This is a genomic window from Corynebacterium sp. 51B (assembly GCF_008930785.1).
GTDB lineage: Bacteria > Actinomycetota > Actinomycetes > Mycobacteriales > Mycobacteriaceae > Corynebacterium > Corynebacterium megadyptis.
In genome coordinates this window covers 19,943-44,678 of sequence record NZ_PQMK01000004.1, presented here as the reverse complement: position 1 = coordinate 44,678, position 24,736 = coordinate 19,943, and the positions used below count along the sequence as shown (strand labels likewise).

Annotated in this window: 22 protein-coding genes; 14 read left to right on the top strand and 8 right to left on the bottom strand. The window is 64.3% G+C overall.

The window, feature by feature from the left end; genetic code table 11:
- Positions 1–96: 96 nt before the first annotated feature.
- A complete protein-coding gene (locus tag GBB14_RS05900) occupies positions 97–1,122 on the top strand; it encodes a DNA-directed RNA polymerase subunit alpha (RefSeq protein WP_151528915.1) in 1,026 nt (341 codons plus the stop codon).
- A gap of 94 nt (positions 1,123–1,216) precedes the next feature.
- On the top strand, positions 1,217–1,708 hold the full coding sequence (gene rplQ / locus GBB14_RS05895) for a 50S ribosomal protein L17 (protein WP_151528914.1): 492 nt from the start codon (positions 1,217–1,219) through the stop codon (positions 1,706–1,708).
- A 130-nt stretch (positions 1,709–1,838) separates the two neighbouring features.
- Here rplQ and GBB14_RS05890 read toward each other — a convergent pair whose 3' ends face one another.
- Positions 1,839–2,600: a siderophore-interacting protein gene (locus GBB14_RS05890; protein ID WP_151528913.1), complete on the bottom strand. Its 762-nt coding sequence runs from the start codon at positions 2,598–2,600 to the stop codon at positions 1,839–1,841.
- A 194-nt stretch (positions 2,601–2,794) separates the two neighbouring features.
- Here GBB14_RS05890 and GBB14_RS05885 point away from each other — a divergent pair, with 194 nt between their 5' ends.
- From GBB14_RS05885 to GBB14_RS10605, 4 genes are all read left to right on the top strand, one after another.
- Positions 2,795–3,691, top strand: a complete 897-nt coding sequence (locus GBB14_RS05885; RefSeq protein ID WP_151528912.1) for a DUF998 domain-containing protein — start codon at positions 2,795–2,797, stop codon at positions 3,689–3,691.
- A 64-nt stretch (positions 3,692–3,755) separates the two neighbouring features.
- On the top strand, positions 3,756–4,634 hold the full coding sequence (truA, locus tag GBB14_RS05880; RefSeq protein WP_151529075.1) for a tRNA pseudouridine(38-40) synthase TruA: 879 nt from the start codon (positions 3,756–3,758) through the stop codon (positions 4,632–4,634).
- A gap of 111 nt (positions 4,635–4,745) precedes the next feature.
- A complete protein-coding gene (locus GBB14_RS05875) occupies positions 4,746–7,181 on the top strand; it encodes a DUF6541 family protein (protein ID WP_151528911.1) in 2,436 nt (811 codons plus the stop codon).
- A gap of 28 nt (positions 7,182–7,209) precedes the next feature.
- Positions 7,210–7,368 carry a hypothetical protein gene (locus GBB14_RS10605; protein ID WP_192796142.1) on the top strand — a complete coding sequence of 53 codons (159 nt, stop codon included), beginning with the start codon at positions 7,210–7,212 and terminating at the stop codon, positions 7,366–7,368.
- 707 nt (positions 7,369–8,075) lie between these two features.
- Here GBB14_RS10605 and GBB14_RS05870 read toward each other — a convergent pair.
- A complete protein-coding gene (locus GBB14_RS05870; protein WP_151528910.1) occupies positions 8,076–8,657 on the bottom strand; it encodes an NADPH-dependent FMN reductase in 582 nt (193 codons plus the stop codon).
- A gap of 371 nt (positions 8,658–9,028) precedes the next feature.
- Here GBB14_RS05870 and GBB14_RS05865 point away from each other — a divergent pair, with 371 nt between their 5' ends.
- A complete protein-coding gene (locus GBB14_RS05865) occupies positions 9,029–9,406 on the top strand; it encodes a hypothetical protein (protein WP_151528909.1) in 378 nt (125 codons plus the stop codon).
- Between the two features lie 18 nt (positions 9,407–9,424).
- Here GBB14_RS05865 and GBB14_RS05860 read toward each other — a convergent pair whose 3' ends face one another.
- Together GBB14_RS05860 and GBB14_RS10685 are read right to left on the bottom strand one after the other, a co-directional pair.
- The gene (locus tag GBB14_RS05860) at positions 9,425–10,111 is read right to left on the bottom strand and encodes a metal-dependent transcriptional regulator (RefSeq protein ID WP_151528908.1); all 687 of its coding nucleotides are present in this window, start codon (positions 10,109–10,111) and stop codon (positions 9,425–9,427) included.
- A gap of 234 nt (positions 10,112–10,345) precedes the next feature.
- Entirely contained in the window at positions 10,346–11,014 is a 669-nt protein-coding gene (locus tag GBB14_RS10685; protein WP_225976612.1) for an SHOCT domain-containing protein, read from the bottom strand.
- A 313-nt stretch (positions 11,015–11,327) separates the two neighbouring features.
- Here GBB14_RS10685 and eccB point away from each other — a divergent pair, with 313 nt between their 5' ends.
- Entirely contained in the window at positions 11,328–12,653 is a 1,326-nt protein-coding gene (gene eccB / locus GBB14_RS05850) for a type VII secretion protein EccB (protein ID WP_151528907.1), read from the top strand.
- A 50-nt stretch (positions 12,654–12,703) separates the two neighbouring features.
- On the opposite strand, the gene GBB14_RS05845 is transcribed toward eccB, so the two are convergent.
- Together GBB14_RS05845 and eccD are read right to left on the bottom strand one after the other, a co-directional pair.
- Positions 12,704–13,918, bottom strand: coding sequence for a S8 family serine peptidase (locus GBB14_RS05845; protein WP_151528906.1), 1,215 nt, complete (start codon positions 13,916–13,918; stop codon positions 12,704–12,706).
- 6 nt (positions 13,919–13,924) lie between these two features.
- Positions 13,925–15,352, bottom strand: coding sequence for a type VII secretion integral membrane protein EccD (gene eccD / locus GBB14_RS05840; RefSeq protein WP_192796143.1), 1,428 nt, complete (start codon positions 15,350–15,352; stop codon positions 13,925–13,927).
- A 366-nt stretch (positions 15,353–15,718) separates the two neighbouring features.
- Between eccD and eccCb the strand changes: the two genes are divergently transcribed.
- From eccCb to GBB14_RS05820, 4 genes are all read left to right on the top strand, one after another.
- Positions 15,719–19,369, top strand: coding sequence for a type VII secretion protein EccCb (eccCb, locus tag GBB14_RS05835; RefSeq protein ID WP_151528904.1), 3,651 nt, complete (start codon positions 15,719–15,721; stop codon positions 19,367–19,369).
- The gene (locus GBB14_RS05830; protein WP_151528903.1) at positions 19,370–20,455 is read left to right on the top strand and encodes a type VII secretion-associated protein; all 1,086 of its coding nucleotides are present in this window, start codon (positions 19,370–19,372) and stop codon (positions 20,453–20,455) included. It begins immediately after the preceding gene.
- Between the two features lie 191 nt (positions 20,456–20,646).
- Complete coding sequence (locus GBB14_RS05825) at positions 20,647–20,961, top strand: WXG100 family type VII secretion target (protein WP_151528902.1); 315 nt, start codon at positions 20,647–20,649, stop codon at positions 20,959–20,961.
- Positions 20,962–21,032: 71 nt separating this feature from the next.
- Positions 21,033–21,320, top strand: a complete 288-nt coding sequence (locus tag GBB14_RS05820) for a WXG100 family type VII secretion target (protein WP_151528901.1) — start codon at positions 21,033–21,035, stop codon at positions 21,318–21,320.
- A 272-nt stretch (positions 21,321–21,592) separates the two neighbouring features.
- Here the strand turns inward: GBB14_RS05820 and GBB14_RS05815 are convergent, their stop codons facing one another.
- A complete protein-coding gene (locus GBB14_RS05815) occupies positions 21,593–22,276 on the bottom strand; it encodes an SDR family oxidoreductase (RefSeq protein ID WP_151528900.1) in 684 nt (227 codons plus the stop codon).
- A 320-nt stretch (positions 22,277–22,596) separates the two neighbouring features.
- Here GBB14_RS05815 and rplM point away from each other — a divergent pair, with 320 nt between their 5' ends.
- Complete coding sequence (gene rplM, locus GBB14_RS05810) at positions 22,597–23,040, top strand: 50S ribosomal protein L13 (RefSeq protein WP_151528899.1); 444 nt, start codon at positions 22,597–22,599, stop codon at positions 23,038–23,040.
- Positions 23,037–23,585 (top strand): 30S ribosomal protein S9, encoded by a 549-nt coding sequence (gene rpsI / locus GBB14_RS05805; RefSeq protein ID WP_151528898.1) that lies wholly within the window; start codon positions 23,037–23,039, stop codon positions 23,583–23,585. The genes rplM and rpsI overlap by 4 nt, the downstream gene beginning before the upstream one ends.
- A 102-nt stretch (positions 23,586–23,687) precedes the next feature.
- On the opposite strand, the gene GBB14_RS05800 is transcribed toward rpsI, so the two are convergent.
- Positions 23,688–24,686 (bottom strand): TIGR00730 family Rossman fold protein, encoded by a 999-nt coding sequence (locus GBB14_RS05800; RefSeq protein WP_151528897.1) that lies wholly within the window; start codon positions 24,684–24,686, stop codon positions 23,688–23,690.
- Positions 24,687–24,736: the final 50 nt, after the last annotated feature.

Below are 24,736 nucleotides of genomic sequence, written 5' to 3'. Positions count from 1 at the left end.
GTCACCCAGGTGGTTGTTGCACCGGCAGCACACCAACGTCATATGTTCCTTATCTCAGGCGTCATATAGCGGTCGCCACACAAGGAGTTCTATCCCATGCTCATTTCGCAACGCCCTACCCTCACCGAGGAGTTCGTTGAACAGGCTCGTTCACGCTTCGTGATCGAACCGCTGGAGCCCGGCTTCGGCTACACCCTCGGTAACTCGCTGCGTCGCACCCTGCTGTCGTCCATCCCGGGCGCGGCCGTGACCAGCATCAAGATCGACGGTGTGCTCCACGAGTTCACCACCATCTCGGGTGTGAAGGAAGATGTCTCCGACATCATCCTCAACATCAAGGGCCTCGTGCTGTCCTCCGACTCCGACGAGCCGGTTGTGATGTATCTGTCCAAGGAAGGCGAAGGCGACGTCACCGCAGCTGATATTCAGCCGCCGGCTGGCGTGGAGATCCACAACCCGGATCTGCACATCGCCTCGCTGAATGAGCAGGGGCGTCTGGACATCGAAATGGTGGTGGAGCGCGGCCGCGGCTACGTTCCCGCCACCATGTACAACGGCAGCAAGGAAATCGGCCGCATCCCCGTGGACCAGATTTACTCGCCGGTGCTCAAGGTGAGCTACAAGGTTGAGGCAACGCGTGTTGCGCAGCGCACCGACTTTGACAAGCTCATCATCGATGTGGAGACCAAGAACTCCATCACCGCTCGCGACGCTCTTGCCTCCGCCGGCAAGACCCTGGTGGAGCTGTTCGGTCTCGCCCGCGAGCTGAACACCGCCGCCGAGGGCATCGAGATCGGCCCCTCTCCGCAGGAGACCGAGAACATCGCCGCCTACAGCGTGGCCATCGAGGATCTGAACTTCTCCGTTCGCTCCTACAACTGCCTGAAGCGCCAGGACATCCACACCGTCGGTGAGCTCGCAGAGTGCACCGAGTCGGATCTGCTGGATATCCGCAACTTCGGTCAGAAGTCCATCAACGAGGTCAAGGTGAAGCTCGCAGGGCTGGGCCTGACCCTCAAGGACGCGCCGGAGGACTTCGATCCCACCCAAATCGAGGGCTACGACGCCGAGACCGGCGACTTCGTGGACACTGACGCCTCCGACGCTGAAGATTCCGAGTAAGACATATCCGGGCGAAACCGCCGCCCACCAGCGCTAAACGGCTGGGCCCGCGGCGGGAATAAGCTCACAACATTCCTATACGAGGAGAACCATTATGCCTACCCCGAAGAAGGGTGCCCGTCTGGGCGGCTCGGCTTCTCACCAGAAGAAGATTCTGGCGAACCTGGCAGCCCAGCTGTTCATGAACGAGCAGATCGTTACCACCCACGCCAAGGCCAAGCTGCTTCGCCCCTACGCGGAGAAGCTCATCACCAAGGCCAAGAAGGGCACCGTCGCGGATCGCCGCAACGTTGCTAAGCACATCCAGGATAAGGATGTCATCTTCCACCTCTTCCACGAGCTGGCTCCCCAGTTCGAGGGTCGCGAGGGCGGCTACACCCGCATCATCAAGCTGGAGAACCGTCGCGGCGACAACGCCCCGATGTCCCAGATCTCGCTGGTGCTCGAGCCCACCGTCTCCACCGAGGCAGAGCGCGCCACCCGCGCCGCAGCCTCCAAGAAGGCTGAAGAGGCTCAGGCGGAGGAGACCGAGGTCGAGGAGACCGAGGCCGCTGAGACCACCGAGTCCACCGAGGATAAGGCTTAAGCGCTTTCGCTAAGCCCGACATTCGTCGGATTCAGACGTATACACCGCAGGGATTTCCCTGCGGTGTTCGTCTTTTCTAGGGCTGCGCTGGGCCGCTCGGCTGTGTGAGCCGCGGCCGCGGTACGGGCGCCTAATCCTGAGCGCGGGAGACGTCCCGGCTCGTACCCATCGCCTTGCCGGCAATCCAATACGCGTGGATGTGCATATCGCCTTTGCTCATGCCCACCTTTTTCAACAGGTAGCGTCGCGTGGCGAGCAGCACCTTCGTTTCGCAAATAAGGTGCGGATACCAGCCCTCCCAGTCGAAGCCGCGGGCCTTTTCCAGCAGTGCCTCGCTGGTCGGAGCCACCCATTCCACCGAGATATTCTCGTGCTCCATGATGGGGATGTCATGGTCGGTAGGGTGCCAATCAAGCATCCACACCTGCACGGGACAGTGGGGTGCTACATCAGCGGCGAGGGCGTTGACATAGGGAATCCCCGCGGCGTCGGCAATGAAGACGTAGCCATCGGGCTCTGCACCCTCGACACGAAAGGGGCTGGAGCCATAGTAGGCGGCGTCGAATGTATCGCCCTCTGTGGCGCTCTGCGCCCACGCGCACGCGGGCCCGGCAGGTTCGTGGAGCAGGAAATAGAGGGTGAACTCCCCGGTGTCATAGTCGATATCGGTCAGGGTGTAGCCGCGCATTACTTCTTTATCCGGGTTGTTCAGCTCGGGGAACCAGCAGCGCAGATACTCGCCCTCGGCGGGTCGGTGGGTGCGGATAAACTCGGGCGAGCTGATGCGCAGCGCTTTCATGGTGTCGGTGTGCATCCACACCCGCTCGACCGTGCACTGCAGATCCTCCGCCCGCAGCAGTTTCATGATCGTGCCGTATATTCCCTTGCTCATGCTGCACTGTCCTTTACCCGTTCGTGGCTCATCATGGCGTGTTAGTCAGGTCGATGCTATCGGAGACAAGGATAGTTAGGCAAGGCGGCCCTAAGAATTGGGTGGCGCAGGGCAGTGGCGGTGTCCGCACGCGTGCTCGAGGTTTCTTCCTCGTGATCGCTAGTCGGTTGCAGGCGATCGGTTAGGGTAGAGGCGTGAATGAAACCAGCGGCGCCCCGCAGTACCCGCAGCCACCCGAGGAGGGTTCTCGTGCTGCGGATACATCGAGTGCCGCCACCCCGAGCACTGCGCCCAGCGCCACCCCGAGCGCCACGTCGAGCGCCGCGGACACGGGCGAGGAGCAGCGACCGCGCCCCCGCTATGAGGACCGCCCCTCCAATGCCGCGATGCAGTGGTCGCGCATCCGCACGATCGGCTGGATGATCTTCCTCGGGCCGCTCCTGATTTTCCTGGCCCGCCTCTATGCCGCGCGGGTCTATCTGGGCGATTTCAATATCGAGACCAACCGTGTCGATGATCTCGGTGCCCGCACCTGCGGCTCCTTGCCCATGGAGATCCCCGCGGTGGAGATCTGCTCCCCGGGATTCTTCGTGTTTAACGGGGCGCTCCTCGCCACCGGGGTGTTGATGCTCACCGCCTCATTGATGTGCGAGCAGCTCCGCATGGGCATTACCCGCCTCCACCCGCTCTTAGATGCCCGCGTGACCCGGCTGATCGGCGTGTGGGGTGTGGGCGTGGGCCTGGCCGGGCTGGCGCCGCTCGATATCACCCGGTGGGTGCATGAGGCCATGCTGGGGCTGATCTACATATCCGCGTGGTCTACCTTGGTGGTCACGTTTATCGTGATCGTCGGCGCCCGCGCCGCGCACGGGGTGAAGGCTGCCGGCTGGGCGTTCATCATCACCACCGCGCTCATACTCTTTTTCTCCGTTGTTTCCGCGATGATGTTCCTCGTGGCGGTCACCGGCGCCTCGGGCGGTATCTTCCAGCGCATCTCGCTCGATACCCTCGGGCTGTGGCTGCAGTTTTATGGTTTGACGGTGGTGCTCACCGGCTCCAAGCGTTTCACCAAGTATTTTATGAACAACTAAACGGCCGCGTCACCGTGGCCACGTCTCGCTCATCCCGCAAGGAGGATTATCTCCCGTGTCTGAGATCGACACCGCGCAGTCTGATACTGTCCGCCTGCGCTTTGACCTCGCCTATGACGGCACGGACTTTCACGGCTGGGCCAAACAATTCAACCGTGCGCACCCCGATGCCCCGCGCCCGTGCACGGTGCAAGAGGAGCTGGAAGAGCGGCTGAGCACGATCTTTCGCCAGCCCATTGAGCTGGTGGTGGCTGGCCGTACCGATGCGGGAGTCCATGCCCTCGCCCAGGTCGCCCATGCCGATGTGCCGGCTGCGGCCTTGGAGTCCCGCTCCATCAATGGCGATCCCGCGCGTTTGGTGATGCGGCTGAATAAGATGCTCCAGGGCGATATCCAGGTCCGCGATGTGCAGCTCGCCCCGCAGGGTTTCGACGCGCGTTTTTCCGCTTTACGACGCCACTACGTCTACCGTCTCACCTGTGCCCGCGCCGGAGCCCACCCGCTGCGTCGCCGCGACACCGCGCAGGTCCGTCAGGAACTGGATCTTGAGCTGATGCAACAGGCCGCGGACCGGCTGCTCGGTCTGCACGATTTTGCGGGCTTCTGCAAAGCCAAGCCCCACGCCACCACGATCCGCACCCTGCAGTACTTCCAGTGGGAGGATATCTCCACCGCCCTAGAGCCTCGGCTCTTGCAAGCGTCGCTAAGCGCGGATGCGTTTTGCTGGAACATGGTGCGCGCCCTCGTCGGCGCCTGCATCGAGGTAGGTCGCGGCGCCGAACCGGTGGAGTTCGTTGACGATCTGCTTCTTCGCGACACCCGTTCCCCGCGGCTGCGGCTGGCCCCAGCACGAGGGCTGGCGCTGGCCGGGGTGGACTATCCAACAAGCGTCGAAGAGCTGCAGGCGCGCTCCCTCGTGACCAAAAAACGCCGCGATCACTAGCGGTGTGCAGCGCGGGCATACCGGCTCGTGGGGTAGTGGGTCTAGGATAAAAGTCCGTGCAGTATCCCTCATGCGAGTAATGAAGGCAGGGTAGACACGTTGTTGTTCTCGGTGCTCACCATCACCAGTCTGGTCTTTCTGTTGCCCGGCTTTATTTTCGCCCTGATCAGCGGGCTGCGTCCCTCGAGCGCAGCTGCCATGTCCTTGCCGCTGAGCTTCGGCATCTACGGGTTGTTGGCGTGGTTGGCCGGCGCCATCGATAAAGACTACGACGGTGGATTTATCCGCGGCGGCATCATCAGCATGTGGGTGATCGCAGCCCTATGGGGCGTGGCGCGGCTCGTGATTGCCCAACGGCGCTTCGCGCGGGCGCGCGGCGGCGAAGGCTGGGGCGATGCCTCCTCGCGCATTACCGACGCGGTGCGACGCCGCGTGCGCAATAGCCGCACCTACACCTGGTTGATCGCGGCTGTCGGTGTGCTCCTGGGTGTCAGCATGTTCCTCCGACGGGGGCTGGAGATCCTCACCGACACCCCCGAAGGCCTGGGCTCGATCCATCAAGGCTGGGATGTGGAATGGCACGCCAATGTGGTGCGCTATATCGCGGAGAACCACATGGCGTCGCCCACCCGCATGGGCGAGGTTCTCTCCCCCGAGCCCGAGGTGAGCCAGTTTTATCCCTCCGGTTGGCATGCCGGGGTTTTTGCGCTTGTCGACGCCAGCGACTACTCCGTTATCGAGGCACTGAATATATCCTCCATCATGCTCCCGGCACTGGGCTTTGTGATGGCCGCAGCCTATGTGGCATGGCGCATCCTTGGCTCCCGCGGCATGGCGGCGGGCATTGCGGCCGCCTTCGCCGGGATCATTGTTTACGCTATTCCGGCTTTGTTCTGGATCGGGCACTATGTGGGGGCCTGGCCGTATATCGCGGGTGTAGGCATGGCGATGATCGCTGGCTGCGCGATGATGAAGGTGCCGGAGAACCCTGGCCGGGCGTTGGCCGCGGGGATGGCTTTTTTGGGCGCGGCTCAAGTGCATTCCTCGGTAGTCACGATCGTGGTGACACTCGTGGCCTGTTATTGGCTGTTGTATCTGCTGTGGTCGCCGTCGACGACACCGGAGAATTGTCGGGAACGCATTCTCGTCCGGTTGAAGGATGTGGGCTTGCTTGCCGCGACTGGTGCAGGCGCAATACTGGTGCTCTTGCCCCAGATTGTGGCTGGTTTCGGCGCAACGAAGGAAGTGGAGGCCTTCGGGGAGGACTTCGGTTTCTCCCGTTCGGAGGCGTGGTATCACGCCGCTACGTTGCAGACCCGCCACACCGAGATTTTTGAGCTCCACATGGGGCTGCTCTGGCTGGCATTGGCCGGCGGCATTGTGGCACTGCTGTGGCGTCGCGCGCTGTGGGCCGCCGCAGCCTATGGAGTGTTCTTGGCGGTCACCACCGAAGCCTTCGAGCCCTTCGACACCGGGGTGGGAGAGCTGCTGCACATGATCTCGGCGTTGCACTACAACGGCCCGCACCGGCTGGTGATGCCGGTGGGGATCTTCATCGCCGCCGGGGCCGGCGTGGCCCTCGCGGCCGCGGTGCGGCTGGTGTCTTTGGCCCCTGTGACCTGGTGGCTGCGTCGTTCTCAGATACGCCGCGCCCGTGCCGCGGCGGGGGAGCATGCCCACTCCCCAGACTATGACGATCCCGCCCCAAGCAAGCAGGTGCGTGTCTGGGCGGCGGCCTCTGCCGCGGTATCGCTGCTCTTCAGCGGAATCGTGGCACTCGTGGCCATCGACGAGGCCGAGGCGGCTGTGCGCGGTGGCGACCAGTGGGCGGTGGGCGCCACCTACCGCGTAGAGCGGATGGTCACCCCCTATGATCGCCACGCCTTCGACTGGCTGGCCAAGCAGCCCGGTGCCTATGAGGGAACGATTATTGGTGAGCCGGCGGATGGTCATGGGTGGATGTATGCCTATAACGGGCTGCCCGCGGTGTTTAAGCACTATCAGTGGCCCGAGCCGCCCATTGGTTCGCCGACACACATCGCTCATGATTATCCGAACCTGGTGGGCGCTGGCACCACCTATGATCCGGATGAGGAGAACTTTGCCGATGAGATGGTCAAAAAGCTCAACGTGAAGTACTACATCTCCTCCCCGCCGATCTTCTGGCCCTTCCAGCACCCGCACTTGCGCCTCGACCACGGCAGCTGGGAATCGCCTGGGCTCACCCCGGTGTACAAGGACCACGACACAGTGATCTGGGCGGTGAACGCTAACTTCACCGACAAGGAGCTGCTGGAGATTCGCAAGAACTCACGCTTCTCCCCGGAGAAGCTGCCGCCCTTGCCCACCCGCGTCAACGACGAGGGCGAAGAGGCGCCCTATTTCCATCGCCCCTCTAAGCCCAATAAGAATCGTGACCGCGATCCGAAGGAGCTCTCTGCCACCATGCAGGGCTGGCGCTTCAAGGGCGATCACCTCGGTGATCCTCCCCGCGGCCCAGCACCCCAGCCGATCCTGGACGCTGATACAGAAGACAAGGACTCCTAACCCGACGACACCACGGAGGTGCGCAACTATGGGCGCAGGCGACATCCTCATCATTGTTCTCATCTTTCTCATCACCTTGGTGACTCCCACAGTGGTGGTCGCCGCCAAGGTCCTCGGCAGAGGCCCGCGCCCATCGCAGCGGCGGGACTCTGGCGAGGGCGCAGACGAGCGAGATGATGAGCGCTAGCTAGCGGGGTGGGGGAGCAAAGGCGGATAGGTGTGGATTCGATCCATAGGGCGTAGGTGGCCGTGCTCCTCGCCGGTGAACGTTCCCCGATCCGGATACCCTGACAGCAGTACCGTTGTGCCAGTGTGTGCGGTGACATAGAATTTTCGGTGATAGATCCTCGGTCAGGCCTCTTCCCCTTGTGGGTAATGCACACATGACCGGGGCCTTTCATTTCTATGGAGGCATACACGATGCCGAAAGGCTGGCTGAGCTACGAGCACTAGGTAGAACTGCTCGAGCAACGCGGCATGCGCATCGACGACAAAGCAGCTGCAGGGCACTTCCTCGCGCGGCCTAACTACTATCGCTTGTCCGGATAGCGGTATCCGATGCGGCGCTTCGCTCCGCCCGATGACACCGCGCACAATGAGTTTGTTGAGGGATCCGAAGTGATCGAGGGCGAGCTCGGTAGAGCCGCGCATAGTGGAGTACTGCCCAGTCGCCCATGTGGATCGGCACCCTCATAGCACTCACCGCACCTTGGTGGCGCCGTTAAAGAGGTACGAAAAAGCCGCGCCAGGAGGCTGCACAGCTAGTGGGTGGTAGCTAGGGACCCACAGCTGTTGCCTCCACTAATCGCCGGTACGTGCAGACCGACACGATTGGCGCGGCTTAGTTCCTGAGCGCGATTGGTTGGGGTGTACGTACCCCCTCCGCGCGGGGCGTTAGGCCTTGTTTCGTGGGTTGGCTTCCATGAGCTCGACGAAGCGCTGGACGTGGCCCTGGAGGAATTCCACCGTGGATTCCACGGCGATCTTGTCATTGTCGTCGAAAAGCGTCGGCGACTGGCCGAGGAATACCTCCGGCTGCCCCAGCATCGGCATGTCGAAGTAGGAGAGTGCGAGCTTCAGGTTCTTTTGGGAGGAGTAGCCGCCCATGCGGCCCACGGAGTGGCTGATGATCGCGGCGGGCAGGCCCTTCCATGCCACATCGGAATTGGGCTTGGATCCGATATCTACGGCGTTCTTCAGTGCCGCGGGGATGGTGCGGTTGTTTTCTGCCGTCACGAAGAGAACGCCATCGGCTTGCTTGAGCCGCTCGCGGAACTCGGTGTACTCCTGCGGGGTAGTCTTGTCCTCAACCTCGGGGTCGTCATAATCGAAGTCGTACAAAGGCAGGTCCCGGATCTCCACGATCTCAGCGGAGATGTCCTCGGGGAACATGGGGATCACATTCTTCGCGATCTTGCGGGCGAAGGATCCACGTCGCAAACTTCCGACAAGTACTACTACGTTCTTGTTAGTCATACATACTCCTTAAAGCGCGTGTAGCTGGTGTTGAGGGGCTGCTCGGCGCTTCCCGCAGTGGAGGACGATCCTGGTGTGGGGGCCGTGCTGTGGCATAACCACGCTGAGGCACGTGCCGCTGAGACGATGAGCACGCGACGGGAAAGTTCCATCGCGGAGGGGCCGTGCGGGCCCGCTCGAAAGGCTCGTACTCATGCATTCGCAGCGGTGGTGATCCACTTTGAGCTGCACAAATGCGCTAATCCGCCCCGCCCGAAGCGACCGCGGGCACCAGTGTGTAGTTATCCACGGCAATTATGAGCGCTTGTGATAGGCTGTGTCAAACATTTAACTTCGGCTAGGCGAACACTGAGGGTCTATTGTGATCTGCAGTGCGCGAACCGAAGACCATGCACATGTTCACCGATATGGGCAGTGGCTGTGTCCTCGACGCAGCCGGTGCTGGTGCGGTGGATGGACACTTCTCGTCATACGAGGGAGGAAGAGCGATGGATGCACAACCAGCTTCCGATGGTCACTGGATAGAGGCCGTGGGCATGTTTAGTGATCTCAAAGAGGGAAACCCCGCATCGGCTACGCGCATCTTGGCTAGCTCCCATGCGCCTGAAGAGGTCATGGAATATTTCATGAGGATGGTCAGCCTCTACCTGCGCAACGCCGATCAAGACGACGTGACTCGTTTTGTGGATGCAGCGTGGCAGATGGGGCCGCCGCCCCAGATCCCAGATGCGCTCCGCGGATTCTTCTGATCGCGCGGCGCAGCGTAGTTAGTCCTGCGGCTGCGAGGGAATAGCGAAGATCGACTGCGCTATGGTGCTGCTGATAGTGAGCGCCTCCTCGCCATCGTGCGGCGTGATAGTAATCGACTCACTAAAGGGTGGCCCCGCCGTCACCTGAACGCGCGTATCGAGGCCGATGTCATGTTCGGCAAGGTACTGCAAAAGCTGCGGATCATCATCGGCAATGCGGGCAATGGTCACCACGGAATGCGGTTCGCATTCCGTTAATCGCACCGCGGGCGGGCGGATAATAGTGCCCTGCGAGTCAGGAATTGCATCCCCGTGTGGGTCGCGTTGTGGATGGCCAAGATGCTCATCCAATCGCTCGATCATCAGATCGGACACCACATGTTCAAGAGCATCCGCTTCGCGATCCACCTGTTCCCAGCGATATCCCAAGGTGTCCACGAGGAAGGTTTCGATCAGGCGGTGCCTGCGCACCATGGCCACTGCGTACTCTCTGCCCAGATCCGTTAGAGTCACTGCGGAATAGCGCGAGTGCTCGACGAGGCCGGCGTCACTAAGCTTGCGCAACGCATCGGAGACCGTGGACTTCTTCACCCCAGCTTTGTCCGCGATCATTCCCGTGGTGATGGGCGCCGTACTCCATTCGCTCAGCCCCCAAATGATCTTCACATAATTCTGGGTACTAGCAGATAACGAGCTAACAGACATGGTTTCAGACTACCCGTACTTCGGGCCTCCCAACTCAGAATTTCGCTTAGTCAGCGATATCGCTTATCGCGCTGTGGCGATGCTCCACAAACGGCGTATAATTCTTCGCACTGGGATGGAGGTCCCTTGACTCGGGTGTCCCCATCCCAAGCGCTCCAGTGTTACCACCAGGCCACCGTCACGACCACAGCGGCCCGATGTCGTGACTAGCGATACCTCATCGTATGGCGGTTATTAGAGCCCGAGGGCCTTGGCCTTCGCGGCGGCGAATTCCTCGTCGGAGAGAATTCCTTGGGCATGAAGATCAGCAAGTTTCTTAATCTGTTCCATGCCGGTATCGAGATCCGAAGGGGCAGCCGCGGCCTGGGAAGGCGGAGTGGCTGCATCCTGCGCTCCGGCTGTTTGGCGCTCACGCACAATGTCCTGCAATTCCTCGAAATCCCGAGTGCACTTTTCGAGTTGAATCATCTGGGCATTAGACCACAGATTAATCCATGCTCCTCGGAGGTTACTCCCCACGTCAATACGGTCGATTGCGCTGTAGAGCAGCTCTGTATGGGCGAAGTTGAGCGTCTTGTTATAGGCAATAAAAATGCGATCCACCGTGGCGACAAGTACGCATCGGACATCTAAGTCCGCTTCTTTGGCTACGGCTGCAAAAAGAATCTCTTCATCGTCTCGCAGGACCGTCCCAGCCTGTGATACTGCTACAGGGCAGGAGGCATGCTCAAATGCGGGGAGATGCTTCTGGATGGTTTTTGTTTTGGCGAGCATCCGCTTCTGCAACGCGATTTCGGAATCGACCTTGGCGCCGAGCTTGTCCACCATCGACCCCACGAGGTTGGTGTTCTTCGAATCAGACGATGAAGGGGTCTGCCCAGGCCGGCGCTTAAAAATACCCACAGTGTTCCTCCACAAGATGGTTGAGTACTCCAACCTCTGCAGAATACCGGGTGGGGGTAGAGCTCTGGGGAATGATTCAGTGAGTACAGGGGAGCACGCGCTGCCCTCACCCTGCACCCCGCCTGCGCAGCGTTTAAAGTGAGAGCAGCGTCGCTCAGCGCATGTACACAGCACAGAATCTGCAGGCCTTGAAGCCATCAGCGCTCGTCGGGGGACGGGGGTGCGTCGAAAAGCCACGTAGAGGCTTTCGCGTGAGTGTGTGTGCGAGGGCGCGGTCCTAATAGTCATTCTCGGGGGAGGAGTCTGGTGCCACATGGGTGAGCACTCCGATACACACCATCAGCCGCTGCGGTCGATCCTGCAACCCACCACGCAGGCGCAGGTGAGCGGCTATAAGTTTCTGCTCCGCCGCGCCGAGCTCGGGGCGGTGATGGGCGATATTCGAATGATCCACGATCCGCTCGGGGCGCGGAATAAGGCGCTGGCCTTTGGTGCTGTCGCGGCTGTGGTGGTGGGGTTGGGCGCCGGCGCGATGGCGCTATTTTCGCCGCAGCGCGATCCAGGGGAGGCGCCGATCATGGTGGCCGATTCGGGGGCGCTCTATGTGCGCTCTGAGGAGGGTGTTCATCCCGTGACTAATCTGGCCTCGGCGCGGCTGGTGGTGGGCGAGGCCGCCACCCCGGCGCGGATTTCGGATGCGGTGCTGGCCACGCAGCGTTTCGCGCATGAGGTGGGCATCGGGGTGGCGCCGTCGGCCGTGGCGGATTCGGCGCCGGAGCAGCCTTTGGTGGCCTGCCACGAGGTGCGTAGTGATGAGCTGCACGTGGGCTCGGGGATTGCGTATCGGCCGCTAACGGAGGAGGAGGCGTTTGTGGCCCGCGATGAGCGTGGTACGCAGTGGTTGATCACCTCCGAGGGGCGTCGCCGGCTGCCTTTTGCGCGTGATGAGCTGGGGGCCGCTACCCGCCAGGCAATGGGGGTGGATAGAGACACGCCGGTGGTGGAGACCTCTAGTACGTGGCTGAATACTGTGCATGCGCTGCCGGATTTCGCGGTGCCCTCGGGCCCGTGGGAGATCGCGGATGTGGGTGGGGCCGCCTATCTCATCCGCCGCGAGGGCCTGATAGAGCTCACGGACATGCAACGCAGCATTCTCGTGCAACTGGGGGCGCGGACGCGCGAGCGCACGCGGGAGGACATCAGTGGTTTCGGCGATAGTGGGCAGACACTGCAGCTGCTGCGTCGCCCGTATTCGCTTATCGACGCCCCCTTCCTCGGCGCGCCCGAGTCGCATCCAGCGGCGGTGTGCTCGGCGGGTGCCCAGCGCGGCCCTGGGGTGCGGATGGGCGCGCTGGAGGGTTCGATCCCCGTGTTGGGTGCCCATGCCACCCATTACCGTCCGGCCTATGAGGATGAGCAGCGCTCGGGCCTGGCCTTTGGGGTGGATACCGCCCAGGGCACGCATGTGATATCGGAGACGGGGCGGCGGCATGCGGTGCCCTCGGGCAAAGAGTTGGCGGTGGTGGGGGTGGAGTCCACCACGGCGGCCTCGTGGTCGGTGGTGTCGTTATTGCCGGAGGGCGAGGTGCTGTCTTTTGAGGCGGCCCGTGCTCCCGCGCATCGCGATATAGAGGAGTAAAAGTATCCCCTCGCCCCTCGCCGCAGCCTGTGGGCGAGGGGCGAGGGGTTTTAGGCCTCTCGGTCGCTGCGCCAGCCGCGGGTAATGGCGCGGAGTGCGATCGCGGCGAGGGCCACCGCTGCCATGATCGCGACCCGGCTGCGCGTGGGATCGCTCTGCGCGGTGCGGATGGTGATATCCCGCTCCGCTGCGGTGGTGCGGGTGTCGAGATCGAGGTGAGTGAGCGCGGCGTGGATATCGAATTCACCCCGCGCTGGGTCGGCGATGGTGGCCAGTCGCGCCCGGATCTCCGCCGGGCTGGCGTGGCGGTCGCGCTGCAGCAGGAGTGCGACGGTGCCGGAGACCACCGGCGTGGCGAAGCTGGTGCCGATGTATCCGTGTACCTGCCCTTCGTCGCCATATACCCCAGAGGCGAGGCCACTTCCTTCCGAGTGCAGGGCTATGGGCACATCGCCGGTGGCGCTGAGCCTCAGTCCAGTGTCCTCGGCGGCGGGGAGTGCGTAGTCGGCGAGGCTGCGCGCGGAGTGATCGACGGCGCTGACCGCGATCACGGTGGGCAGATGCGCCGGATACACCACATCACCGGGGGAGCACTTCTCGGAGGCATTGCCGGCTGCGGCGACCACCACGACGTTGCTGGCCTCCGCCCGCCGTACCGCAGCGCGGAGCGCTCGCGTGTTCAGCCCCGCGGCACGGGCGGGAGAGACACAGGACACCACCGACACATTGATCACATCCGCCTTGGCGTCGATAGCCGCATCGATAGCCTCGGCGAGATTCGCGAGATTGCCGCTGCTGTTGCGCTGCGGGCTGCGATAGTGGGCGCTGGTGTGGCGGATGCTGAGGATCTCGGCATCCGGGGCGATGCCGGTGAGTTCATCGCTGCTCGGGTCGGGGCGCATGCCGATGATCCCCGCCACCACGGTGCCGTGGGAGTCACAATCATGATCCGCGCGCGGCTGTTCGGGGTGGATAAAATCCGCATCCGGGGTCATGCGCAGGCGCGGATGCTGTGCCACCCCGGTATCGACCACGGCGACTTTTACCCCAGCGCCGGTGGCGTGCTGGTGGGTATCGCGGAGGGCGAGGGAGCGTCGTAAAGCCTCATCCCACGCGGCACGATCGTCAGCGGAGTCGCTGATCTGCACGGGCTGAGCGCAGGCAATGTCTGGGGCATCCGGCGCGGGCGGCGATTCCTGGGCGACGGCGAGAGGAGCGCAGCCGAGGAGCAGCGCGGCGGCCAACAGGGGACACACGAAGCGCATCACGGCCTACCACTCCCAGGTGCGGATCGCGGTGAATATGCCCATGAGGTGCGCGGAGAGCGGAATGATGGCGGCCAATGCGATATGCTCCACTCGCTCGAGTCGCCGCTGCCATGTGGGTTCCATGGTGGATAGCGGCCCGGTGAGCAGGGGAGCGGCACCCGCGAGCGCGAGCACGGCCCCAGCGATCACCATCGGCCAGATAATCCACGAGCCCTGGCCGGCAAGCTCTGCGGTGGCTATACGCAGCGCGCAAAGTGCGAGCGCGACCACCCCGGCGCAGCTAGAGACCCACAACGCCCACATGCTCCAGACATCGTGATGACGGGCGGCATGCACCACCACGGACCCCACGGTGCAGGCCACCAAGGCGAGGGCGAACACATCGGCGCGCTGGGCGAGCACCAGCAGCAGCGGGCTCAGCACCACCGTGAGCCCGAGGTAGAAACCGCCCAGGATCTGCGCAGTCCTCCGGGCCTTCTTCTCCGGCTCGGCGATCGTATGATCGGCCACCTCGAGGTCCTGGCCGGCCGAGGGGATCAGCGACACCCGGAGACCAGCGGTTTTCAGCGCCACACTGGGCGCGGCGCTCATAGCCACCATGGCCACCGCGATGGTGCCGGCGCTGGCAGCCACCCACTCGCCGCTCGCGGCCAGCAGCCCGCCGCACACCGTCAGTAGTGCGACCGTGGTGATCGCCGCGGCACAGTGTCGAATATGCAGGGCCTTCGCCCCGAGGGCGGTGGCGGCGGCCAGCCCACCCGCAGCAGCCACCAACGTCCACCCCGCGGCACTGCTCGAGAGCGCGAGGGCCTCCACGCCGCGCTGCTGGGCGGCGCTGGCCCCAGATATCGCGGCGCTGAGCTGGGCAATGCCCATATAGCAGGCGGTGGCCTCTGGGCTGAGCCGGCGGCGCGCCCGCAGGGCCACCGCGCTGGCCGCCAGCGTGAGGCTGGCACCCCACCACGCCACCGCGGTGGCACTCAGCGGTGCGGCCACCGCGCCGAGACACAGCACTAGGCCCGCCACCAGCAGCGGTAGCGTATCGAGGCCGCGTCGGCAGGGCGTGCTGGCGGCGTCGGCAAGCGCATGGGCGGTGTCTTTGACCACCGGCGCGGCATGCTGCTCATAGGGCCCGAGCACCAGCACGCCCCCATGCAGAAAGGGCACGGTGTGCAGCGGCCGGGTGGCGTCGATAGGCACCCCCGCGGCGGTGCGGCCCTGCCAGGGCACGCTGATGCTCGGCGCATCGAGGAGCTCTAAGACCTCATCGAGCACCTCCGCCAGTGAGGAACGCGGCGGCAATACAATATCGAGCTGGCGATTGCGCTCGGGCTGCTCCGGCACGTCGAGACGGATGGTGGTGGTCACCGCCGTGGTGGCGGGGCGCGGCTCGGGCGGCGGCGCCGATGGTGAGTGAAGTGACAGCGTCACAAGAAATTCCCCCTGAGTAGATAACACGATCACGCCCACAGACGGCGCAGAGAGATAGCGGTGCTCGCGCGCGCAGACGATAGCGCCGAGTGCTGCTGCGATGGTTCCCCCGAACCATCTCCCCCTCCACCCGCCATGGGGTGCTGGCGAGCTGCAGGCGCACAACCGTTGGCCTGCAGTGCCCATCAGCTTGGCTTAGGATCAGTGCCGTGTCCACTCGAGGCGCACCGAAGCAGCGGCCGAGCACCGCTGTTCCGGTGGGGCTGAGCGAGGGGGCGACGTCGATCATGCATGCGGCGCGGGGATGGGGGACATGCCTGCGCGCCGGGTGCAGCCAGTATCCGTGCTACGGGGGGAGTTTGAGATATGGCTGTCGCATTTCCGCAGGCAGTAGAAGAAACCAGAGCGATCGAACGGATTGCCGCACCACCGCTGCCCAGCGGCAGCATCCAGCCGGAAGCCGTGCCGGATGCCCCGACGCGGCAGCCGGTGCCGCTGGTGCGCATCATCATCCCAGTGGTGATGGTGCTGGCCATGGTGGGCATGGTGGCGCTGATGCTCACGGGGGAGCGGCAGCTTAATCCCATGATGCTGCTCTTTCCGCTGATGATGGGCGCTTCGATGTTGGCGATGTTTCTGCCCCAGGGCGGCGAGGATAGCGATGACACCCGCCGCACCTATCTGCGGCATCTCTCGCATGTGCGCCGCGCCGCGCTGAATAACGCCGCCGCGCAGCGCGCCCACGAGCTGCACCGCCACCCCGATCCGAAGGCACTCTACGCCGCCGCCGGCTCGCCGCGGATGTGGGAGCGCAGCCTCGGTGATCCCGATGTGGGGGAGGTGCGTATCGGGCGTGGTACCACCGCGCTCTGCACGCCGATCGAATTACAGAACATCAACGCCACCGAGGACCTTGACCCGGTGTGCGCGGTGGCGCTGCGCCACATGGTGACCGCCGTGGACACCGTGCCCGCCATGCCGTTGGTGGTGCAGGTGGGATCGTTTAGCGTGCTCTCGCTGCACGGGGAGAAGGCCCGGGCTCTCGCGCGGGCACTCATCGCCCAACTGGTCTTTCACCACGGCCCCGAGGCCATCGGCATCGAGGTGCTCAGCGGGGCGCGAGCCACTACCGCCGACGTCGCTGCCGCCGCCGAGGGGGAGTGGCAGTGGCTGAAATGGTTGCCGCACACCCGCACTCCCAGCGAGGCGGCCTGCCGGGTGCTCATCGTGGATATCGACGATGCCGAGCAGCCCGCCCACCTGGTGGGCTCGCGCCGCTGGGATCTCATCATCGCCATCGACGCCCACCAGGCCACGCCGCTGTATGAGGCAGCCTTCAATGATGGGCTGATCCTGCACGCCGATGCCGCGCTGGTGGTCTCGATTCTCGGCGGCGAGGAAACCATCGGGGTGCCCGATACCCTCAGCATCGCCGAGGCCACCTGCCTAGCCAAGGCCCTTCATCCGCACGACCGGCCAGAGCAGCACAGCAGCGCCCCTGTGGGAGAGCTCCTGCCGCTGCTCGGCTACCACGAGCAGGAGCATGTGCGCGCCGAGACCCTGTGGGCGCCGCGCGCCCCGGGCGATCCCACTCGCCTCAACGTGCCCATCGGTGTGGGAAGCGATGGCCAGCCGCTGCTGCTCGATATCAAAGAATCCGCCCACGGCGGGGTGGGGCCGCACGGGCTGTGCATCGGGGCGACTGGATCGGGAAAATCCGAGCTCCTGCGCACGTTCGTGGTCTCTCTCGCCCTTAGCCACTCCCCAGCGGAGCTGAACTTTGTGCTGGTGGACTTCAAAGGCGGCGCCACCTTCCTCGGCCTCGATGGCCTGCCGCATACCTCCGCGGTGATCACCAACCTGCACGCCGAAGCTGACCTAGTAGAGCGCATGAGCGACGCCATCTCCGGGGAGATGAACCGCCGCCAAGAAGTACTGCGCGCGGCCGGCAACGTGCCCAATGTGGAGGCCTTCAACGCCGCCGCGGCCGCAGCCGGCACCGAGCCGATGCCGGCGCTGGTGATCGTGATCGATGAGTTCTCCGAGCTGCTCGGCCAGCACCCCGACTTCGCCGACCTCTTCGCCGCCGTCGGCCGGCTGGGCCGCTCCCTGCACATCCACCTGCTGCTCGCCAGCCAGCGCCTGGAGGAGGGGCGGCTGCGCGGGCTGGACTCGCACTTAAGCTACCGCATTGGGTTGCGCACCTTCTCGGCCATGGAATCCCGCCATGTGCTCGGCGTTCCGGACGCCTATGAGCTGCCCAATCATCCCGGCCGTGGCTTCATCAAAGCCGATGCCGCCGAGGTGCGCGGCTTCCAAGCCAGCTATGTCTCCGGCCCAGTCAGTGCCAGCACCGGCCCCGCGGCGGAGGCGATCGTGCGGGTGGGCCGCTTCGATACCCGCGCCGATACCCTGCCCGAGCCGCGCCTGCCCGCCGCCAGCGCCAGCTCGCAGCAGGACCCCTCGAGCGCCCGGACGCTCGTGGATCTCACCGTGGAACTCACCACCGCCCGCGCCGCCCAGCTGGGGCTGAAGGCGTACAAGGTGTGGCTGGATCCGCTGCCGGCTGCCATTCCGCTCGGTGGGGTGGTGGAGGATCTCGGCCCGCTGCGTGCTGCGGTGGGTGTGATCGATCGCCCCTATGAGCAGCGCCAAGATCCCCTCGTGGTGGACTTCACCGGCCAACACGGGCATGTGGCTGTCTGCGGCGGGCCGCAGAGCGGCAAAACCACCATGCTGCGCAGCATCGCTACCGCGCTCGCCTCCACCCACAGCACCGAGACGCTGCGCCTCTACGCTCTGGACCTCGGCGGCGGCGGGCTCGGCACCCTCGAACGCCTCCCGCACACCGCCGGGGTGGCGGGCCGAGAGCAGGAAGAAACCATCGCCCGCGTGGTGGATGAGGTGCTCGGCTTCATCGATGAGCCGGAGCAGCGCCACACTTTCTTGCTTATCGACGGCTGGCAGGCACTTACCACCGACTTCGAGGAGCTCACCCCGAGCCTGCAGCGCATCGCCAGCGAGGGCCTCGCGGCGCGGGTGCACCTGGTGATCTCTACCTCCCGCTGGACCGCCCTGCGGCCATCGGTGCGGGATCTCATCGGCCAACGCTATGAGCTCCGCCTGCCCGAGGCCATGGACTCCATGATCGATCGCCGCCGCCAAGAAAAACTCCCCGCCCTGCCCGGCCGGGGGCTGAACGCGGCAGGGGAGAATATCCTCATCGCCCAGTCCAGCGCCCAGGACATCGCCCATGTGGCCCGGCAGAGCGAGGAGGCCGGCATGGCGGCCGTGCCGGCACTGAAAACCCTGCCTCTTAGCCTGCCGGCCGCCAGCCTGCCCGACTCCGAGCAGGTGCTGCTGGGCATGGGCGGAGCCCGACTCGAGCCGGTGGCGGTGGACTTCAGCGACGCCCAGCACGTGATTGCCCTCGGCAACAAGGGCTGCGGCAAATCCCAGCTGCTCAAGGTCGTGGGCCGGCAGCTCGCCCAGCTGCCGCAGGAGCAGGCGCGGCTGCTGGTCATCGATCATCGTCGCCGCCACCTCGGTCTATTCCCCGAGCACATGCTGGCCGGCTATAGCGGCACCACCGACGCCAGCCGCAGCCTCATCAGCGATCTCTGCACCACGCTGCGCCAACGCCTCCCCAGCGAAGACATCACTCCGCAGCAGCTGCTGCAACGTTCCTGGTGGAGCGGGCCCGAGCTATATCTGCTTATCGACGACGCCGAGCTGCTGCCGCACGGATTGCTCGATCCGCTCGCGCCCCTGCTCCCGCACGCCAGCGATATCGGCCTGCACCTGATCTACGCCCGCAAATCCGGCGGTGCCTCCCGCGCCTTCTTCGCGCCCGGGCTCGCCGAATTGAAGGACTCCTCGCCGCTGGTGCTGCTCTTCGACAGCGATAAAGACGAAGGCCCGCTCTTCGGGGCGCGGCCCGCCACCCTCGCGCCGGGCCGGGCCCAGTTGATCCGCGGCGGCAGTGCCGAAGGACTCATTCAGGTGGTGAGTGACTAAATGATGCCCCGTTGGGAAGTCTCCGTCACTGATGCGCTCACCATCGTGGTCGAAGCAACCACCGCTAAAGCACACTACTTCTATGATCTTGGTGCCGCCGCCTTAAGCGAGCCCGATCAGGCCCGCCGCTTAGTCTCCGAGCTGCGGGATCTGACCGGTAGCCAGTGGCCGCAGGTGGAGGTGATTATCGACGCCGCCGAAGAACCCGGCGAGTGTCTGCTGGAGCAGTGTCACACCGCCCGCGTGCGGGCCTGGCGCTATGGTGAGCCGCCACCCGAGCCAGTCGAAGCACCCGAGCCCGCCGCGCCTGCAGCGCCACCCGCCCCGCCCACCAGCACGCGGCGACCTGCTGAGGCGTCGCGGCCGGAGCCCGAGGACGGCCCGTGGCCGCAGCCGCCACAGGGTGTGCGCCGCCGCTCCCTCCACGGTGGCGGCATCGCCCGGCTGCTGGAGCGGGTCAATCTCTTTAGCGTGGGCATTGTGGCCGTGGTGCTGCTCGTGGTGGGGGTGAGCTGGTGGTCTACCCAGCAGTCCTTGGAGCCGGCGCCGATGCGCACCGTGGCGGAACCGGAGCAGCCAGATTCCAGCCCGCCGCCGAGTGATAGTGCCGGGGAGGAGGCGTCGACAAGCGCGGCGGCGCCGCGAGAGATAGTGGTAGAGCGTGGCCCGGTGCGGGTGCGCACCCCAGAGGGATTCGAGATTAGTGACCGCGGGGACAGTAGTTTTCAGCTCAACGGTGCCGATCCCGAACTGCGCATCCTCATCTCCTTCGATGAGGTCTACTCCGTGTCGCCGGAGGCGGTGATTGCTGAGATAGAGGCGATGGTGGCTGTGGATGAGACACTGCGCACCGAGGCGGCCGTATTTCGCCGGCACGGCCAGCCCGCTCAGACCAGCTATATCGAAGAACCAGGCGATGGCTCGCTGGTGCGCTGGACCGCGTGGGTTGAGCGGGACACGTTGATCAGCGTGGGCTGTCATTCGCGATATCACCCCAGCCATGCGCATACCGCCAGCTGCCGCATGGCGGTGGATAGTCTCGAGCACCGCGATAACACCACCGGCGATGGGGAGAAGCTTTTTTAGCCGGGGCGGAACCTCAGTGGCTGTGCCTGACGTCTATATCCCATGAAGCCGCTTGGTTTCACCACCACAGGGGGGGATTGTGTGGAGCACTCGGGGGAGCATCACATCCGATCACTGTGCAGTCCATTCCCTATATATCCGGCAGCAGCTGCTGCATCAATGCACACAGGATTATCTTTCAAGGAGTATCTATGACTGGGCACTTTCGCACAGAATCACAGACCATGGTCGCCACCGCAGGCAAGGTGGATCAGACCAATCACGACGTTCAGGCCGAGCTGGCCCGGCTGCGCGGCACCGTCGACGCCATCGGCGGTAGCTGGCAAGGCAGCGCGCAGCTGGCTTTCACCAATCTCATGAGCCGCTGGGACGCCTCGGCACGCCAGCTGCAGGAGGCGCTGAGCTCCATCTCGGAGAATATCCGCGCCAACGCCCGCGCCTTCGACGTTTCCGAGACCGAGAACGAAACCGCATTCCGTCAGGTCGGTGGCGGCTTGGCGCTCTAGCGCCGCCGCATCCCACTCATCTGCATCAGCACACTTAATAAGAGCGCAACACAGAAAGGCTCATGCCACTCATGGACACGATTCGTTATCAATTCGGCGCCATCAGCCAAGCGGCTGAGGATATTCGCGCCACCTCCGCCAAGATCAACGCCAACTTGGAGGACCTCAAAGCCCAGATCGCGCCGATGACCGCGGCGTGGGAAGGCGAATCCTCCTCCGCCTACCAGGAAGCCCAGCGCGCGTGGGATGCCGCCGCGCTGGAGATCAACACCATTTTGGCCACCATCTCCCGCACTGTGGCAGAAGGCAATGAGCGTATGAGCGATGTCAATCGCCGCGCTGCCGCTAGCTGGAGCTAGCCGCCCGCCGCCGCAGAGGCTCGGGCCGGTGTGTCTCGCGCGCGGGCGTGTCCGTGGAATCCCCGTGTTCTCCGTGTATCTCCAAAATCCAGGGACGCAGCCAGCCACTCGCGTGAGCGCACCGCCTCGTGCCGCGCGGTTTCAAGAACCACCACCTCATCGAACAATATGCAGCCACACCCCGCGTAGTAGCACCAGCCGCCAGTGATGAATGGGCGGCACGCTACCGCGGGGTGTGTGCTGTCTCACGCCCCCCCGAGAGCTGTCCGGTATTAGCTGATCTCTGAGTAGTCTTCAGGCACCTCGGCGAGGGCCTCGGCGATGGGGGTGGAGCCATTGATAAAGGGGATCACCCGGTGGATGGTGGCGGGCTGCTGCAGCGCGGCGGCCGCCACCTGTGCAACGTTGCCGCGGGAGGTCTCGGAGGACATCCCGTGCGTTATCGGAGTGACGCGCACCGTCCCCGTCGCTGGCTCATCGTCCAGTGCGCCAGGGCCCAGGATGGTCCAGTCCAAGTCGCTGCCCACCAGGTGCATATCGGCCGCGAGCTTGGCCACGGCGTAGTCGTAGAGGGGATGATCCTCCGGAATCTGTAGTGGGGAGCGCGAACCATTGAAGGAGACCATAATATAGCGCTTCACCCCGGCGGCCTGGGCGGCGTCCATGCTGCGGATAGCGGCGTCTCGATCCACGGCGTAGGTGCGTGCCGCCCCACCAGAACCGCCGGCGCCGGCGGACCACACCACGGCATCGGCGCCACGCAGGGCCGCGGTGAGCTCTGCGGTCGAGGATTCTTCCACGTCGACCACCACCGGATGTGCTCCGGCGGCCTCCACATCGGCGGCATGGTCGGGATTTCGGATCAATGCCGCGACGCTATCGCCGCGTTCGCTGAGAATCGGGGCCAGCTCAAGGGCGATCTTTCCGTGGCCACCAATAATGACGATATGAGACATAGCTGTCCTCCTTAAGATGTAGATTCGTGGTTCCACTCTGGGGGAGAGACCACGGTGTTTCATTGCGGCACCAACGTCACGGCCTAAGACGATATTCCCGAGCTAGCCGGAGTAGTGATGCGGCGAGGAGTTTGCGCTGCGCAGCTATAGGGGGCTAAAATTCACTCTTCGTGTGTACTCGCCGTAGTAACGCCTGCCCTCTGAGGGGATGCGGAAGCTGGGAAGAGTACTGATAGCGCGGGTCTCCACCGGCCGCCGCGCTATCCATAACTGACACGTTTGGCTGGCAGCGAGCAGAATAGACTTTGAAAGGTTTTGCATTGTCTACTTATCACCCGAAGAGCGGTGACATCACCCGCAAGTGGTATGTCATCGACGCCACTGATGTGGTGCTGGGTCGCCTGGCAGTGACCGCCGCAGGCCTCCTGCGCGGCAAGGGCAAGCCCCAGTACGCACCCAACGTCGACTGCGGTGACCACGTCATCATCATCAATGCTGACAAGGTTGCTGTTTCCTCCAACAAGCGCGAGCGTGAGTTCCGCTACCGTCACTCCGGCTACCCGGGTGGTCTGAAGACCATGTCCCTGGGTCGCTCCCTCGAGCTGCACCCGGAGCGCGTTGTGTTCGAGTCTGTTGAGGGCATGATGCCGCACAACCGTCTCTCCCGCGCCTCGGTGAAGAAGCTTCACGTCTTCGCCGGCTCCGAGCACCCGTATGCAGCCCAGAAGCCCGAGACCTTCGAGATCAAGCAGGTGGCCCAGTGACCGAACAGAATCAGAACGAATCCCAGGTAGCCTCCGCTGAGGACATCGCTGCAGCGCAGGCCGCAACCGAGGAGTTCACCAACACCATCGGTGACTCCCTCGTGGACGAGTCCGCCGAGACCGCCGAGGCTCCCGCAGCCGAGGGCCCGGCCGATCTCAGCCAGCCGATCCAGACCGTTGGCCGTCGTAAGCGCGCCGTCGCCCGCGTCACCATGACCCAGGGCACCGGCAAGATCACCGTCAACGGCCGTGAGTTCGAGGAGTACTTCCCCTCCAAGCTCAACCAGCAGGACATCAAGACCCCGCTGACCCTTCTGGAGCGCGAGAACCAGTTCGACATCCGTGCCCGCATCTCCGGTGGCGGCCCCACCGGTCAGTCCGGTGCTATGCGTCTGGCTATCGCCCGCGCCCTCAACGAGTACAACCCGGCTGAGCGTAAGCAGCTGAAGAAGGCTGGCCTTCTCACCCGCGACGCCCGTGCCGTGGAGCGCAAGAAGGCAGGTCTGCACAAGGCCCGTCGTGCTCCGCAGTACTCCAAGCGTTAAACACCAACGCTTCTTCAACGCCCGTGGCTTCGGCCGCGGGCGTTGCTCGTTTCTGGGGCACCTCTAGCAGCGCCACGGCCAGACACACCCGCCGCGGTGCTGCTAGCTCCACTTCGGTCTCGGGGCGGTCCAGGTGCGCATGGCCTGGAGAATCTCCTCGGGGCTATCGCCGAGGATGAGCGCGTCATAATCCTCTGCCCGCACAAAGCCCTCCTCCACCATGATGCTGAGCGCACGCAGCGTGGGAGCCCAATAGTCGCTGTCTACAAACGCGATCGGCTTGGCGTGATAGCCGAGCTGCTGGCCGGTCCACACATCGAAGAACTCATCCAATGTTCCGGTGCCGCCAGGCAGGCAAAGGAAGGCGTCGGCACGCTCGCTCATGCGCTGTTTGCGGGCGTGTATCGTCTCCACCACCTCGAGCTGCGTCAGCCCAGGATGGGCGATCTCGCCGTGCATCAGGCTCTGCGGGAGCACCCCGCTCACCGCTCCGCCGGCCTCGAGAGCCGCCGTGGCCACAGCCCCCATTAACCCCACCGCGCTGCCGCCATAGACGAGGCGCATGTCATTGCGTGCCAGGCTTTCTCCCACAGCGCGGGCAGTCACGAGGTGGCGCTCATCCTGTCCCGCGCGGGCGCCGCTAAACACCGCCACCGAGTGAATCGGGTGGGCCTGAAGATAATCCAGCACATGCTCTGTGAGCAGCGGCGCCAGCGGCGCGGAGCGATCATCGAGTGCATCGAGTGCGAGCCACTGCCGCTCGGGGCCGAGCCCCTGTCCCGCCGCAGGAGCTGTTCTGTCCTGGGCGGCTGCGTCGTGAAGCGGCGAGCCGGGGACGAGAAATAGTGCCACTCGCGCAGGCTCGGTGTCCGTGCTGCTCGCGCGGGTCGTGATCTCTCCGCAGGGGGTGAGCTCCGCTGCCGCGAGGGTGATGCCGAGTTCCTGCAGCGCCCGGAGTGCGGTTTGTACGGGGGATTCTCCCAGCCGAGCTACGGCGTGGGGGAGGGTCAGCGCGGTGCCGGCGGGCTCTGGCACGGTGAGCAGGCGGCGGCGGGGATCACGAATAATAACGGCACTACTATCGCGGGCATCTACTGGCATGGCTGCAAGGCTACTAGCTGTCAGCCCCGGCGCACGGGCAGCTGCTCCCG